Source organism: Methylobacterium jeotgali (genome assembly GCF_022179345.1).
GTDB classification, from domain to species: Bacteria; Pseudomonadota; Alphaproteobacteria; order Rhizobiales; family Beijerinckiaceae; genus Methylobacterium; species Methylobacterium jeotgali.
Genome location: NZ_BPQR01000039.1, coordinates 1 through 14,883, shown reverse-complemented (window position 1 = coordinate 14,883; position 14,883 = coordinate 1). Strand labels below are relative to the sequence as shown.

Annotated in this window: 15 protein-coding genes; all 15 read right to left on the bottom strand. The window is 68.1% G+C overall.

Going from position 1 to position 14,883, the window contains the following annotated elements:
* Positions 1-6: 6 nt before the first annotated feature.
* A complete protein-coding gene (locus MFF04_RS11800; protein WP_238275995.1) occupies positions 7-1,527 on the bottom strand; it encodes an NADH-quinone oxidoreductase subunit M in 1,521 nt (506 codons plus the stop codon).
* Positions 1,527-3,632, bottom strand: coding sequence for an NADH-quinone oxidoreductase subunit L (nuoL, locus tag MFF04_RS11795; RefSeq protein ID WP_238275993.1), 2,106 nt, complete (start codon positions 3,630-3,632; stop codon positions 1,527-1,529). Before nuoL ends, MFF04_RS11800 begins: the two co-directional genes overlap by 1 nt.
* 81 nt (positions 3,633-3,713) lie before the next feature.
* Positions 3,714-4,019 (bottom strand): NADH-quinone oxidoreductase subunit NuoK, encoded by a 306-nt coding sequence (gene nuoK, locus MFF04_RS11790; RefSeq protein WP_238275991.1) that lies wholly within the window; start codon positions 4,017-4,019, stop codon positions 3,714-3,716.
* A 25-nt stretch (positions 4,020-4,044) separates the two neighbouring features.
* Positions 4,045-4,665: an NADH-quinone oxidoreductase subunit J gene (locus tag MFF04_RS11785; RefSeq protein ID WP_238275989.1), complete on the bottom strand. Its 621-nt coding sequence runs from the start codon at positions 4,663-4,665 to the stop codon at positions 4,045-4,047.
* A gap of 114 nt (positions 4,666-4,779) precedes the next feature.
* Positions 4,780-5,268 carry an NADH-quinone oxidoreductase subunit NuoI gene (gene nuoI / locus MFF04_RS11780; protein WP_238275987.1) on the bottom strand — a complete coding sequence of 163 codons (489 nt, stop codon included), beginning with the start codon at positions 5,266-5,268 and terminating at the stop codon, positions 4,780-4,782.
* A 29-nt stretch (positions 5,269-5,297) separates the two neighbouring features.
* The gene (gene nuoH, locus MFF04_RS11775) at positions 5,298-6,320 is read right to left on the bottom strand and encodes an NADH-quinone oxidoreductase subunit NuoH (protein WP_238275985.1); all 1,023 of its coding nucleotides are present in this window, start codon (positions 6,318-6,320) and stop codon (positions 5,298-5,300) included.
* An 11-nt stretch (positions 6,321-6,331) separates the two neighbouring features.
* The gene (gene nuoG, locus MFF04_RS11770) at positions 6,332-8,413 is read right to left on the bottom strand and encodes an NADH-quinone oxidoreductase subunit NuoG (RefSeq protein WP_238275983.1); all 2,082 of its coding nucleotides are present in this window, start codon (positions 8,411-8,413) and stop codon (positions 6,332-6,334) included.
* Between the two features lie 43 nt (positions 8,414-8,456).
* Positions 8,457-9,758 (bottom strand): NADH-quinone oxidoreductase subunit NuoF, encoded by a 1,302-nt coding sequence (nuoF, locus tag MFF04_RS11765; RefSeq protein WP_238275981.1) that lies wholly within the window; start codon positions 9,756-9,758, stop codon positions 8,457-8,459.
* Between the two features lie 9 nt (positions 9,759-9,767).
* The gene (gene nuoE / locus MFF04_RS11760) at positions 9,768-11,087 is read right to left on the bottom strand and encodes an NADH-quinone oxidoreductase subunit NuoE (RefSeq protein WP_238275979.1); all 1,320 of its coding nucleotides are present in this window, start codon (positions 11,085-11,087) and stop codon (positions 9,768-9,770) included.
* An 18-nt stretch (positions 11,088-11,105) separates the two neighbouring features.
* Positions 11,106-12,296 carry an NADH-quinone oxidoreductase subunit D gene (locus tag MFF04_RS11755; protein ID WP_238275977.1) on the bottom strand — a complete coding sequence of 397 codons (1,191 nt, stop codon included), beginning with the start codon at positions 12,294-12,296 and terminating at the stop codon, positions 11,106-11,108.
* Positions 12,296-12,727, bottom strand: a complete 432-nt coding sequence (locus MFF04_RS11750; RefSeq protein ID WP_238275975.1) for a GFA family protein — start codon at positions 12,725-12,727, stop codon at positions 12,296-12,298. The genes MFF04_RS11755 and MFF04_RS11750 overlap by 1 nt, the downstream gene beginning before the upstream one ends.
* Positions 12,728-12,735: 8 nt before the next feature.
* Positions 12,736-13,383 carry an NADH-quinone oxidoreductase subunit C gene (locus tag MFF04_RS11745; RefSeq protein ID WP_238275973.1) on the bottom strand — a complete coding sequence of 216 codons (648 nt, stop codon included), beginning with the start codon at positions 13,381-13,383 and terminating at the stop codon, positions 12,736-12,738.
* A gap of 9 nt (positions 13,384-13,392) precedes the next feature.
* Entirely contained in the window at positions 13,393-13,980 is a 588-nt protein-coding gene (locus MFF04_RS11740) for a NuoB/complex I 20 kDa subunit family protein (RefSeq protein WP_238275972.1), read from the bottom strand.
* A 49-nt stretch (positions 13,981-14,029) separates the two neighbouring features.
* Positions 14,030-14,395: an NADH-quinone oxidoreductase subunit A gene (locus MFF04_RS11735; RefSeq protein WP_238275970.1), complete on the bottom strand. Its 366-nt coding sequence runs from the start codon at positions 14,393-14,395 to the stop codon at positions 14,030-14,032.
* A 212-nt stretch (positions 14,396-14,607) separates the two neighbouring features.
* Positions 14,608-14,883, bottom strand: a 276-nt coding sequence (locus MFF04_RS11730; RefSeq protein WP_238275968.1) for a hypothetical protein, incomplete at its 5' end; no start/stop codon positions are given.

The window sequence follows — 14,883 nt, the reverse complement described above, 5'->3', positions numbered from 1 at the left end:
TCCCGTTCAGCGGGCGAGCGGCAGCGCGGCGGCAGCCGTCTGCGTGGTCGAGAGCGCGGCCTTCATGCTCGCCATCAGCGCCTCGGTAGAGGGGGCGAAGACGTCGAGGATCGGGGCCGGGTGGACGCCGTAGTAGATCGTCAGGACGACGAGCGGCGCCAGGATGAGCTTCTCGCGGTTGTCAAGATCGAGGATGCCCTGGAGGTTCGGCTTGTCGAGGGCCCCGTAGATCACCCGTGCGTAGAGCCACAGGGCGTAGCCCGCCGACAGGATGATGCCGAAGACCGAGAAGAAGGCGACCGTCGGGTTGGCCTTGAAGGCACCCATCATCGCCAGGAACTCGCCGACGAAGCCCGAGGTACCGGGCAGGCCGACATTGGCCATGGTGAAGACCATCATCGCCACCGCGTAGAGCGGCATCCGCTTCACGAGGCCGCCATAGGCGGCGATCTCACGGGTGTGCATACGGTCGTAGACGACGCCGACGCCAAGGAAGAGCGCGCCCGAGACGATGCCGTGCGAGATCATCAGGAACAGGGCGCCCTGGATGCCCTGCTCGTTGAGGGTGAAGAGGCCGAGCGTCACGAAGCCCATATGGGCGACCGACGAGTAGGCGATGAGCTTCTTGATGTCGGTCTGCATCATCGCGGTGAGCGAGGTGACGATGATCGCCACGACCGAGAGCGCGAAGACGAGGGGCGCGAAGCTCTGAGAAGCGTCCGGCAGCATCGGCAGCGAGACGCGGATGAAGCCGTAGCCGCCCATCTTCAGCAGGATGCCCGCCAGGATGACCGAGCCCGCGGTCGGCGCCTCGACGTGGGCGTCGGGGAGCCAGGTGTGGACCGGCCACATCGGCATCTTCACCGCGAAGCTCGCGAAGAAGGCGAGCCACAGCCACCACTGCATCCCCACGGGGAAGCGGTGCTGGAGAAGCTGCGGGATGTCGGTGGTGCCGGCGTGCCAGTACATTGCCATGATGGCGAGCAGCATCAGCACCGAGCCGAGCAGGGTGTAGAGGAAGAACTTGAAGCTCGCGTAGATGCGCCGCTTGCCCCCCCAGATGCCGATGATGAGGAACATCGGGATCAGGCCGGCCTCGAAGAACAGGTAGAACAACACCAGATCGAGGGCGCAGAACACGCCGATCATCGTCGTCTCGAGGACGAGGAAGGCGACGAAGTACTCCTTCACGCGCTTGTCGATCGAGGTCCAGGACGCGCCGATGCAGAAGGGCATCAGGAAGGTCGTCAGCAGGACGAGCGGCATCGAGAAGCCGTCGACGCCGAGCTTGAAGCGGATGCTCTCCGTGAGCCAGGCGTGGCTCTCGACGAGCTGGAAGCTCGCGGACGTCGCGTCGTAGCGGCCCCAGGCGACGAGGGAGAGCAGGAAGGTGACGATCGTGGTGGCGAGCGCCGCCCAGCGGGCGTTGCGCGCGACGGACCGCTCCTCGCCGCTCAGCGTGAGGATGAAGGCCGCGCCGCAGAGCGGGACGATCAGGAGGCCCGAGAGGATGCCGAGGCCGAACATCAGTGTGCCCCTCCGGCCGCGCCGGTCATCATGTACCAGGTGACGAGGGCGGCGACGCCGACCAGCATCACGAAGGCGTAGTGGTAGACGTAGCCGGTCTGGAGACGGACCACGCCGCGGGTGACGTCGACGACCCGCGCCGAGATGCCGTCAGGGCCCATGCCGTCGATCACGCGGCCGTCGAGGCCCTTCCAGAAGACGACGCCGAGCCACTTCGCCGGGCGGACGAAGATCCGGTCGTAGATCTCGTCGAAGTACCACTTGTTGAGGAGGAAGCGGTACAGGGTCGGCTGCTGGGCGGCGAGCGCGCCCGGCAGCTCCGGCCGGCGGATGTACATCCAGAACGCCAGGGCGAAGCCGAGCACCATCATGATGAAGGGCAGCGCGGCGACGAGGGCCGGCACATGATGCATGTCGTGCATGATGTGGTTGTCCGGCCCGTGCGCGAGGGCGTGGCCCCAGAAGGCGTCCATGCCCTCGCCGATGAAGCGGTCCTTGAAGATCACGCCGGCGAAGAGCGCCCCGAACGCGAGGATCGCGAGCGGGATCGTCATCACCCTCGGGCTCTCGTGCGGCATGTGCGCGTGGTGGTCGTCGTGATGCTCGACGGCGCTGTGCGAGGCCGGCTCGATGTCGTGGCCCTTGTCGTCGTGGGCGACCCCCTCGTGATGGCCGGGCGCGCCGTCCGCTTGATGGGCGACCGCGGCCGTGCCGTGGGCGGCGTGAGCATGCGCGTGGTCGTCATGCCCGTGCGCGCCGTGGCCGGCCCAGCGGGCGTGCCCCTCGAAGGTGAGGAAGAACAGGCGCCAGGAATAGAAGGAGGTGAAGAAGGCGGCGATCACCGTGCAGAGGAAGGCCAGCGTGTGGCCCGGACGGGTCGAGGCGTAGGCCGCCTCGATGATCGCGTCCTTCGAGTAGTAGCCGGCGGTGAAGGGGAAGCCGGTGAGCGCCAGCGTGCCGATCGCCATCATCGCCGTGGTGAAGGGGATGTAGCGGCGCAGCGCGCCCATGTTCCGCATGTCCTGCTCGTGGTGCATCGCGTGGATGACCGAGCCGGCCCCGAGGAACAGCAGCGCCTTGAAGAAGGCGTGGGTGAAGAGGTGGAACACCCCGGCCGCGTAGGCGCCGACCCCGAGCGCCACGAACATGTAGCCGAGCTGCGAGCAGGTCGAGTAGGCGATGACCCGCTTGATGTCGTTCTGGACGAGGCCGACGGTCGCCGCGAAGAACGCGGTGATGCCGCCGATGACCGTGACGACGATCAGCGCGTTCGGCGCCAGCTCGAACAGCGGCGACAGGCGCGCCACCATGAAGACGCCGGCCGTCACCATGGTCGCCGCGTGGATGAGCGCCGAGACCGGGGTCGGGCCCTCCATGGCGTCCGGCAGCCAGGTGTGGAGCAGGAACTGCGCGGACTTGCCCATCGCGCCCATGAACAGGAGCAGGCAGGCGAGCGTCAGCGCGTTCCAGTCGTAGCCGAGGAAGTGGAAGGTCGTGTCCTTGAACTCGGCCACGCGCGGGAAGATGCCGTCGAAGGCGACCGAGCCGAACAGCACGAAGACGAGGAAGATGCCGAGCGAGAAGCCGAAATCGCCAACGCGGTTGACGATGAAGGCCTTCATCGCAGCCGCGTTGGCCGAGGGCTTCTCGTACCAGAAGCCGATCAGCAGATAGCTCGCGAGGCCGACGCCCTCCCAGCCGAAGAACATCTGCACGAGGTTGTCGGCCGTCACCAGCATCAGCATGGCGAAGGTGAACAGCGACAGGTAGGCGAAGAAGCGCGGCCGGTGCGGGTCCTCCTCCATGTAGCCCATGGAGTAGAGGTGCACGAGCGTCGAGACCGAGGTGACGACGACGAGCATGACCTTGGTCAGGCGGTCGATCCGGAAGGCCCAGTCGACGGTGAGGTCGCCCGCGGTGAACCAGTGGGCCACCTGCACGCGGACCATGTCGGTCCCGTCGAAGAACACGCCCCACGAGATCAGCGCCGAGAAGGCGAGGCAGGCCGTCGTCACGTACTCGGACGGCTTCGCGCCGATATATCGGCCGAACAGTCCGGCGACGAGGGCGCCGATGAGCGGGAAGAAGACGATCGCGTGGTACATCGTGTCCTGCGGTCCTTTCTCGCCGGGCGGGAGGCCGCCCGGCGATCAGGGGTGCATTGGCTTGACGGCGAGCCTCTTGGCTCAGCCGCGCATCATGCTGACGTCCTCGACCGCGATGGAGCCGCGGTTGCGGAAGAACACCACCAGGATCGCGAGGCCGATCGCAGCCTCGGCGGCGGCGACGGTCAGCACAAACAGGGCGAAGACCTGGCCGGTGATGTCGTTGAGATGGGTCGAGAACGCCACGAGGTTGATGTTCACGGCGAGCAGGATCAGCTCGACCGACATCAGGATGACGATGACGTTCTTGCGGTTGATGAAGATGCCGAGCACGCCGAGCGTGAACAGGATCGCGGCAACCGTGAGATAGTGGCTGAGGCCGATCATCGGCGGGCTCCTGCTGGCACGGCGCTCAGACCTCCACGCCCTGGCGGGAGGGCACCTTGCGGGTCTCCACCGCCATGGCCTGGGTCCGGGCGTTCTGGACGGCGATGTTCTGGCGCTTCACCCCAGGGCGGTCGCGCAGCGTCAGCACGATCGCGCCGATCATCGCGACGAGCAGCACGAGCCCGGCGATCTGGAAGAAGTAGGCGTACTCCGTGTAGAGCACGCGGCCGAGCGCGTAGGTGTTGGTGAAGCTCTCGCCCGAGGTCGGGTTGCCGAGCGGCGCCTGCACGAGGCCCGGATCGATCGTCCAGGAGCCGACGACGAGCACGATCTCGATGAGGAAGATCGCGCCGATCAGGCCGCCGACCGGCAGGTAGCGCTGGAAACCCTGCCGAAGCTGCGCGAAGTCCACGTCGAGCATCATCACGACGAACAGGAACAGCACAGCGACGGCGCCGACGTAGACGACGACCAGGATCATCGCCAGGAACTCTGCGCCCATCAGGACGAAGAGGCCGGCCGCGTTCACGAAGGCCAGAATCAGGAAGAGCACCGAGGACACGGGATTGCGGGAAGCAATCACCATGAAGCCCGACGCGATCGCGAGACCCGCGAACAGGTAGAAGAAGGCGGCTGCTGCGGTCATGCGCTTTGCGGATCGGCCGCCCTGAGGGCGACCCCTTCTGCCTCGTGTGCCGTGCGGCCGCGCGACGCGGCCCGTCTATAGAACCCAGCCCCCGGGGGCACAACAGTCGCAGCCCTAGCGGTAGGGCGCGTCCATCGCGATGTTGCGGGCGATCTCGCGTTCCCAGCGATCGCCGTTCAGGAGGAGCTTCTCCTTGTCGTATAGAAGCTCCTCGCGCGTCTCGACGGAGAACTCGAGATTCGGCCCCTCGACGATGGCGTCGACCGGGCAGGCCTCCTGGCACATGCCGCAGTAGATGCACTTCACCATGTCGATGTCGTAGCGCGTCGTGCGGCGGGTGCCGTCGTTGCGGCGGGGGCCCGCCTCGATGGTGATGGCCTGCGCCGGGCAGATCGCCTCGCAGAGCTTGCAGGCGATGCAACGCTCCTCTCCGTTCGGATAGCGGCGGAGCGCATGCTCGCCTCGGAAGCGCGGCCCGCGATGGCCCATCTCGAAGGGATAGTTGATGGTCGCCTTCGGCTTGAAGAAGTACTTCATGGCCAGGACGAACCCGGACACGAACTCCGTCAGCAGGAGGCTCTTTGCGACCTGATCGAGCTTCACGGCGCAATCTCCGATGCTTGTCCGTCCGCTCAGGCGCCCGGCGCGAGGCCGGTGAGCTTGAGAACGAAGGCGACGACGACGACCGATACGAGGGACAGCGGCAGGAACACCTTCCAGCCGAGCCGCATGAGCTGGTCGTAGCGGTAGCGGGGCACCATGGCCTTCACCATGGCGATCATGAAGAACAGGAAGCTCGCCTTCAGCGCGAACCAGATCAGCCCGGGCACCCAGGTGAAGGGCGCGAAGGGGATCGGCGAGAGCCAGCCGCCTAGGAAGAGCACCGTGCCGAGCGCGCACATGGTCATGATGGCCACGTACTCGCCGAGCATGAAGAGCAGGTACGGGGTCGAGGAATACTCGACCATGTAGCCCGCCACGAGCTCGGACTCGGCCTCCGGCAGATCGAAGGGCGGCCGGTTGGTCTCGGCCAGCGCCGAGACGAAGAACACGCCGAACATCGGGAACAGCCAGAACCAGTACCAGCCGAACATCCCGAGCGCCGTGTCCTGCGCGAGCACGATCCGCGAGAGGTTGAGCGAGCCCGCGCACATCAGCACGCAGATGATCACGAAGCCGAGGGAGACCTCGTAGGAGATCATCTGCGCCGTGGACCGGAGCGCGCCGAGGAAGGCGTATTTCGAGTTCGAGGCCCAGCCGCCCATGATGACGCCGTAGACCATCAGCGACGAGATCGCGAAGATGTAGGTGATGCCGACGTTGATGTCGGCGATCGCCCAGCCCTCGGCGAGCGGGATCACCGCCCAGCCCGCCAGCGCCAGCATCGCGAAGACCAGCGGCGCCAGCAGGAAGAGGCCCTTGTTGGCGCCCGCCGGGATCACCGGCTCCTTGAGCACGAACTTGAGCAGGTCCGCGAAGGACTGAAACAGGCCGAAGGGGCCGACGACGTTGGGGCCCCGGCGCAGCTGCACGGCCGCCCAGATCTTGCGGTCGGCGAGCAGCGCGAAGGCGATGAACACCAGGAGGGCGGCGAGGAGCACGAAGCTCTTCAGCGCGATGAGGAGGACGGTGCCGAGCACCTCGAGGAAGGTCATCGTCGGCGTCCCTATTCCGCCGCCTCGAGGCCGCGGCTCCGGGCGAGCCCGGAGCATTCCGCGAGCACGCGCGAGGCGCGGGTGATCGGGTTCGTGAGGTAGAAGTCGGCCACGCCGGGGCGGAAAGCGTCCCGCTGCGTGCTGCCGCCGAGAGTGGCGACGCGCTCCAGGCTCGCAACCGCGTCGGAGGTCGCGACCGCATCGATCCCGGCGAAGTGCGGATGCTCGGCGTAGAGCGCGCGGCGCAGGGCGCCCAGCGAATCGAAGGGCAAGCGGTGGCCGATGACGTCCGAGAGGGCGCGGATCACCGCCCAGTCCTCGCGCGCGTCGCCCGGCGGGAAGCCGGCGCGATTGGTCATCTGCACCCGGCCTTCGAGGTTGACGTAGGTCGCGCTCTTCTCGGTGTAGGCGGCGCCGGGCAGGATCACGTCGGCGCGGGACGCGCCGCGATCGCCATGGGTGCCCTGGTAGATCACGAAGGCGCCGGGCGCGACCTCGACCTCGTCGGCACCGAGGTTGAAGAGCACGTCGAGGCCGCCGGCCGCGGTCATGCCGGCGAAGTCGAGCCCGCCCTCCCCCGGCACGAAGCCGAGGTCGAGGGCGCCGACGCGGGCGGCCGCCGTCTGGAGCACGCCGAAGCCGTTCCATTCCGGCGTCACGGCGCCGACATCACGGGCGAGCGCGGCGGCGGCGGCGAGGATCGCCGCGCCGTCCGGCCGGGCGAGCGCGCCCATGCCGACGATGACGAGAGGACGGGCCGCGTCCTTCAGGACCTGCGCGAAGCTGTGCCTGCCGGCTGCGAGATCGGCGAGCGTCTCAGGCCCGGCGCCGAGCTGGAGGCTCGGATAGGTGAGATCGACCGGCTCGCCGATGACGCCGACGGGCAGCGGCCCCATGCGCCAGCGCTTGCGGATGCGGACGTTGAGAAGCGAGGCCTCGGTCCGCGGGTTGGCGCCGACGAGCAGGATCGCGTCGGCTTCCTCGATCCCGGCGATGCCGGCGCCGAGCGTGTAGGCGGCCCGGCCCCAGGCGGGGTCGATCCGCTCGCCGGCCTGGCGGCAATCGAGATTCGGGGTCCCGATCGCGGCCATCAGAGCCTTGAGGGCGAAGGTCTCCTCGACACCGGCGAGATCGCCGACCACCGCGCCGACCCGCTTCGGATCGACGCCCTGGAGCCGGGTCTTGATCGCGCCGAAGGCCTCCGCCCAGGAGGCCGGCCGCAGGCGCCCGTTCTCGCGCAGGAACGGCCGGTCGAGACGCTGCATGCGCAGACCGTCGACGACGTGGCGGGTCTTGTCGGAGATCCACTCCTCGTTGATCGCCTCGTTCACCCGCGGCTCGATCTGCATGACCTCGCGGCCGCGGGAATCGACGCGGATCGCCGAGCCCACCGCGTCCATCACGTCGACGGACTCGGTCTTCGACAGCTCCCAGGGGCGGACGTTGTAGCTCTGCGGCTTGTGGACGAGGGCGCCCACCGGGCAGAGGTCGGCAACGTTGCCCTGGAGCTCCGAGTGCATCGCCTGCTCGAGGTAGCTCGTGATCTCCATATCCTCGCCGCGGCCGATGGCGCCGAGATCCGGCACGCCCGCGACCTCCGCCAGGAAGCGCACGCAGCGGGTGCAGTGGATGCAACGGTTCATGGCCGTGCGCACCAGCGGCCCAATGTACTTCTCCTCGACGGCGCGCTTGTTCTCGCCGTACCGGGTCGAGTCGACCCCGTAGGCCATCGCCTGGTCCTGGAGGTCGCAGTGGCCGCCCTGGTCGCAGATCGGGCAGTCGAGCGGGTGGTTGATGAGGAGGAACTCCATCACCCCCTCGCGGGCCTTCTTGGTGGTGCCCGAGCGCGTCAGCACCTCCGGCGGCTCGCCGTTCGGGCCGGGGCGGCAATCCTTCACCGCGTAGGCGCAGCTCGCCACGGGCTTCGGCGCGCCCTTCAGCTCGACGAGGCACATCCGGCAGTTGCCGGCGATCGACAGCCGCTCGTGGAAGCAGAAGCGCGGGATCTCGACGCCCGCGACCTCGCAGGCCTGGAGCAGCGTGAACTCGGCCGGAACATCGACCTCGGTGCCGTCGATGAGGAGCTTGGTCATCGGGTCATCTCGAAAGCTGGACCGAACGGAGATGCCATCGCGCTCACTCCGCCGCCATCGGCACGGGGTCGGAGTGCGGGTTCGCGCTGTAGCGGTCGATCCGCTTCTCGATCTCGGAACGGTAGTGGCGGATGAGGCCCTGGATCGGCCAGGCCGCCGCATCGCCGAGGGCGCAGATGGTGTGGCCCTCGATCTGCTTCGTCACGTCGAGGAGCATGTCGATCTCGCGCTTCTGCGCGCGGCCCTCCGCCATGCGCAGCATCACGCGCCACATCCACCCCGTGCCCTCTCGGCAGGGCGTGCACTGGCCGCAGCTCTCGTGCTTGTAGAAGTAGGCGATGCGGGCGATCGCCGAGACGATGTCCGTCGACTTGTCGAGCACGATCACCGCCGCGGTGCCGAGGCCGGAGCCGAGGTTTCGCAGGGTGTCGAAATCCATCTTGGCGTCGACGATCTGCTCGCCGGGCACCAGCGGCACCGAGGAGCCGCCAGGGATCGAGCAGAGCAGGTTGTCCCAGCCGCCGCGCATGCCGCCGCAATGCTTGTCGATGAGCTCCCGGAAGGTGATGCCCATCTCCTCCTCGACGTTGCACGGCTTGTTGACGTGCCCCGAGACGCAGAAGAGCTTCGTGCCGGTGTTGTTCTTGCCGCCCAAGCCCGCGAACCAGGCGCCGCCCCGGCGCAGGATGGTGCCGGCCACCGCGATCGACTCGACGTTGTTGACCGTCGTCGGGCAGCCGTAGAGGCCCATGTTGGCTGGGAAAGGCGGCTTCAGCCGCGGCATGCCCTTCTTGCCCTCGAGGCTCTCGATGAGGGCCGTCTCCTCGCCACAGATGTAGGCACCGGCGCCGTGGTGGACGTAGATGTCGAAGGGGTAGTCGTGGACGTTCGACTGCCCGACGAGGCGCGCCTCGTAGGCTTCGTCGACGGCCCGCTGGAGGGCGTGCTTCTCGGCGACGTACTCGCCGCGGAGATACACGTAGCAGGCATGCGCGCCCATGGCGAAAGACGCCAACATGCAACCCTCGATCAGGAGATGCGGATCGTGCCGCATGATCTCCCGGTCCTTGCATGTGCCCGGCTCCGACTCGTCGGCGTTGACGACGAGGTAGTGCGGGCGCCCGTCGGACTTCTTGGGCATGAAGGACCACTTGAGGCCCGTGGGGAAGCCGGCGCCGCCGCGACCACGGAGCCCTGAGGCCTTCATCTCCTCGATGATCCAGTCGCGGCCCATCTCCAGGAGGAACTTGGTTCCGTCCCAGGCGCCGCGCTTCCTGGCGGCCTCGAGCCCCGGCGAATGCAGGCCGTAGAGGTTGGTGAAGATGCGATCCTGATCGGAGAGCATGTCAGCGCCTCACTTGCCCGTTCCGGACAGGGTTTTCGCCTGCCCGACCCAATCCTCGCGGTCGATGCGGCCGGGGAAGGCGAGATAGGTGCCGACCCAGGCGATCTCGGGACGCGTCCAGCCGGCGATCTGATCGAAGTGATAGATGCCGAGCCCGTGCAGGCGCCGCTCGTTGCCCGGGCCGATGCCCTTGATGCGGGTGAGGTCGTCCGGCGTGCCGGCCCGCGCCGCGTCGAGGCCGGCGGGGCGGGTGCCGACCGCGTCGGCCTTGCGCTCCGGGCTCGCGTCCTTCGGCAGGTCGGCGAGCGCCTTGGCGACGCGGGCCTCCTCGGCCTCGGCGGCGACCTCGGCCTCGCTGGCGCCCGACGCCTCCGGCTGCGGCGGCACCGCGTCGCGCTTCAGGGATGACTGGGCGCCGGCTTCGGCGGACGCCGGCTCGGCCGCGGCGACGCGCCCGGCCGGCGAACGGTCGGGCTCGCCCTTGTCCGAGGCGTTCTCGGCCGCGTCCGCACGATCGGCGGCCTTCACCGGCGTTTCGCCGGCGGCGGCGCGCTGCGCGGGGGCGTCCGCCGCGGGCCGCTCGTCGGCGCGGCCGGCATCGGGACGGGCGACCTTGGGCTCGCTCGCCGCCCGCTGCTCGGTCGAGGCGGCCTCACCATCGCCGGAGGCCTTGCCGGCCTCCTCGAAGCGCTTGCGCCAGGCGCCGACCCGCGATCCGTCGAACAGGGTCGGGTCCTGAAGGGTGTTCACCGCGTCCTTCGGCTCGGACGAGACGCGGCCCGTCTGCGAACCGACCTTCACGGGGCGGCCGGCGGCGAGGTCGTCCATGAGCTTGCCGAGGTTCTCCGGCGTCAGGTCCTCGAAGTAGTCGTGGTTGATCTGCGCCATCGGCGCGTTGCAGCAGGCGCCGAGGCACTCGACCTCGAGCCAGGAGAAGTTCCCGTCCGGGCTGACATGGCCGGGAGGGCCGAGGCGCTTGTGCAGCATCTGCTTCAGCTCGCGCGAGCCGCAGGAATCGCAGGGCACCGTCCCGCAGACCTGGATCCAGTAGCGGCCGACGGGCTCCAGCGCGAACATCGTGTAGAAGGTCGCGACCTCGAGCACGCGGATATGCGGCATCCCGAGCTGGTCGGCGACCGCCTCGATCGCCTTCTGAGGCAGCCAGCCGCCGTTCTGCTCCTGCGCCTTCCACAGGAGCGGGATCACGGCCGAGGCCTGACGCCCCTCCGGGTACTTCTCGATCTGGCCCTTGGCCCACTCGGCGTTCTCGGGCGAGAACGCGAAGCTCGCGGGCTGCTCGGCGGCGGGGGCGAGTCTGCGGTTAGCCATCGGTCGACCTCGGAACCGTCAGCGGTCCACTTCGCCGAAGACGATGTCGAGCGTGCCGAGCACGCAGGACACGTCGGCGAGCATGTGGCCGCGGCACATCCAGTCCATCGCCTGGAGATGGGCGAATCCCGGAGCGCGGATCTTGCAACGATAGGGTTTGTTGGTGCCGTCGGAGACGAGGTAGACGCCGAACTCGCCCTTGGGCGCCTCGACGGCGGCGTAGACCTCGCCGGCCGGCACGTGGAAGCCCTCGGTGTAGAGCTTGAAGTGGTGGATGAGCGCCTCCATCGAGCGCTTCATCTCCCGGCGCGGCGGCGGCGCCACCTTGCCGTCGAGCGTCGCGATGGGGCCCTGGCCGGCCGGCTCGCGCAGCTTGGCAACGCACTGCTTCATGATGCGCACGCTCTCGCGCATCTCCTCCATGCGGATGACCTGGCGATCATAGGTGTCGCCGTTCTTCCCCACGGGGACGTCGAACTCCATCTCCTCGTAGGCCTCGTAGGGCTGCGACTTGCGCAGGTCCCACGGGATGCCGGAGCCGCGCACCATCACGCCCGAGAAGCCCCAGGCCATGGCCTCGTCCACCGTGACGATGCCGATGTCGACGTTGCGCTGCTTGAAGATGCGGTTCGACATGACGAGGTTGTCGAGATCGTCGACCACCTGCAGGAACGGGTCGCAGAACGCCTCGATGTCGTCGATGAGCGCCGGCGGCAGGTCCTGATGGACGCCGCCCGGCCGGAAGTAGTTGGCGTGAAGCCGTGCGCCGCTCGCGCGCTCGTAGAAGATCATCAGCTTCTCGCGCTCCTCGAAGCCCCACAGGGGCGGCGTCAGCGCGCCGACGTCCATCGCCTGCGTGGTGACGTTGAGGAGGTGGGAGAGAAGGCGCCCGATCTCGCAGAACAGGGTGCGGATGAGCTTGGCCCGGCGCGGCACCGGAAGCCCGAGCAGCTTCTCGATGGCGAGGCAGAAGGCGTGCTCCTGATTCATCGGCGCGACGTAGTCGAGCCGGTCGAAATAGGGCGTCGCCTGAAGGTAGGTCTTGTGCTCGATGAGCTTCTCGGTGCCCCGGTGGAGCAGGCCGATATGCGGGTCGACCCGCTCGACGATCTCGCCGTCGAGCTCCAGCACGAGGCGCAGCACCCCGTGCGCCGCCGGGTGCTGTGGGCCGAAGTTGATCGCGAAGTTGCGGATGTTGTGCTCGGTCATCAGCCGGCGATCTCCGGGAACTGAGCCAAGACCTCGGCCTCGGTCAGCTTCTTGGTGTCGTTGGCGAAAGCGTAGTTGCCGGGCTTGCGGTCGATGAAGATCTCGCTCGCGAAGGCGAAGCGCTCGGGTGCCTCGAAGGCCTGCGCCGAGACCGTGAGCAGGCTGCCGTCCTTCATCCGCCAGTAGAGGGTGGTGCCGCAGGTCCCGCAGAAGCCGCGCTCCGCGTGATCCGAGGAGGCGTAGACACCGATCCGGCCGGCATCCTCGACCGCGAGGCTCTCCGGCTCGCATTCCACCGTCATCCAGGTGCCGCCGGACCAGCGCCGGCACTGGCCGCAATGGCAGACATCCATGTGCATCTGCTTCGGCCGCGCGGTGAAGCGCGCCGCCCCGCAGAGGCAATGACCGGAGAGGGTTCCATCCTCGGGCATGGCGCGCCTCAGGCCGAGGTCTTCTCGTCGCCGGGCAGCACGTAGTCCGTGCCTTCCCAGGGCGAGAGGAAGTCGAAGTTGCGGAACTCCTGCGTGAGCTTGACCGGCTCGTAGACGACCCGCGCCTCCTCCTGGTCGTAGCGGACCTCGACGAAGCCGGTGAGAGGGAAGTCCTTGCGCAGCGGGTGACCCTCGAAGCCGTAATCGGTCAGGAGGCGCCGCAGGTCCGGATGGCCCGAGAACAGGATGCCGTAGAGATCGTAGGTCTCGCGCTCGAACCAGTTCGCCGCCGGGAACACGTCGATGACCGACGGCACGGGCGTCGTCTCGTCGGTGCGCACCTTCACGCGGATGCGCGCGTTATGGCGCAGGGACAGCAGGTGGTAGACGACGTCGAAGCGCTTGGCGCGCTGCGGGTAGTCGGCCCCGCAGATGTCGACGAAGCAGCGGAAGGCGCAACCCGGATCGTCGCGCAGGTAGGTGAGTGCGTAGACGATGTCGGAGGCCTGCACGACGAGCGTCAGCTCACCGAAAGCGATGGCGCTCTCGACCACCGCCGGCCCGAGGGCGCCGACGATCCGCTCCGAGAGAGCCGACAGCGCCGCGTCGCCGGAGGCCGGCTGGGTGTGGGCCAGGATGCTGATGCCGTTGCTCATGGCTCCGCCTCAGCGCTCGATGGTGCCGATGCGGCGGATCTTCTTCTGGAGAAGAAGCACGCCGTAGAGCAGCGCCTCGGCGGTCGGGGGACAGCCGGGCACGTAGATGTCGACCGGCACCACACGGTCGCAGCCGCGCACCACCGAGTAGGAGTAGTGGTAGTAGCCGCCGCCGTTGGCACAGGAGCCCATCGAGATCACGTAGCGCGGCTCCGGCATCTGGTCGTAGACCTTGCGGAGCGCGGGCGCCATCTTGTTGGTGAGCGTGCCGGCGACGATCATCACGTCGGACTGCCGCGGCGAGCCGCGGGGGGCGAAGCCGAAGCGCTCGCAGTCGTAGCGCGGCATCGACATCTGCATCATCTCGACGGCGCAGCAGGCGAGGCCGAAGGTCATCCACATCAGCGAGCCGGTGCGGGCCCAATTGATGAGGTCGTCCGTCGAGGTGACGAGGAAGCCGCGGTCGGCGAGCTCGTTGCTGATCGACAGGAAGGTCGGATCGTCGGCGCCGATCGGGCGGCCCGTCGAGGGATCGACGAGGCCCTTGGGCTGCGGCGCGATCGCCGGGGCGCGGGACATCTCGGGGGTCAGGGCCATGGGTGGTTCGCTCTCGCGTCTGACGGCTGGGATATGGAGCGCGAGGCTCCTAGTCCCACTCCAGTGCGCCCTTCCGCCACTCGTAGACGAAGCCCACGGTCAGCACGCCGAGGAAGGCCATCATCGACCAGAAGCCGAACCAGCCGAGCTCCCCGAAGGTGATCGCCCAGGGGAACAGGAACGCGACCTCGAGGTCGAAGATGATGAACAGGATCGCGACGAGATAGAAGCGCACGTCGAACTTCATGCGCGCGTCGTCGAAGGCGTTGAAGCCGCACTCGTAGGCCGAGAGCTTCTCCGGATCGGGGCTGTTGTAGGCCACGATGAACGGCGCCACGAGCAGCGCCACCGCGATCACCAGCGAGACGCCGATGAACACGATCAGGGGCAGATAGTCCGCAAGAAGGCCGTCCATGTGGCACCCCGCACGCTCGCGCCGATCCGTGATGCCGCGCCCCGCGAGGGCGACCACTGGAATTTCTCCAATGCCAGGGAGCGCGCGGCCGGAGGCTTAGACGAGCGGCCGATGCCGCACAAGGGCGGGCACGGACATGGCGCGATCTTTGGTCGACCAAATACCTGCTTTGCCGCGGGGGATGCGGCCTTTCCGCGACAGGATGCGCGCGTTCAAGCCCACAGGCCCGCGAGAATGTCCCGAAAGTCCCCCTCCGCGTCAGACAGGACGACGATCTTGGAATCGGGAAAGCCCGCGGCGGAGAGCCGCTCCGCCTCGCTCCGGTCGTCGACGCAGAGCCGGTCGATGGCATGCTCGAAGGCGAGGATTCGACGGTCGCCCGAGCGGGCGCCCTCCTCCGGGCACCGCAGCACGGCGATCGCCGTTCCCCGCTCCCGGAGGCCGGACATCAGCGGATAGAGCCGGGGATGGGCGACGACGAGGATGTC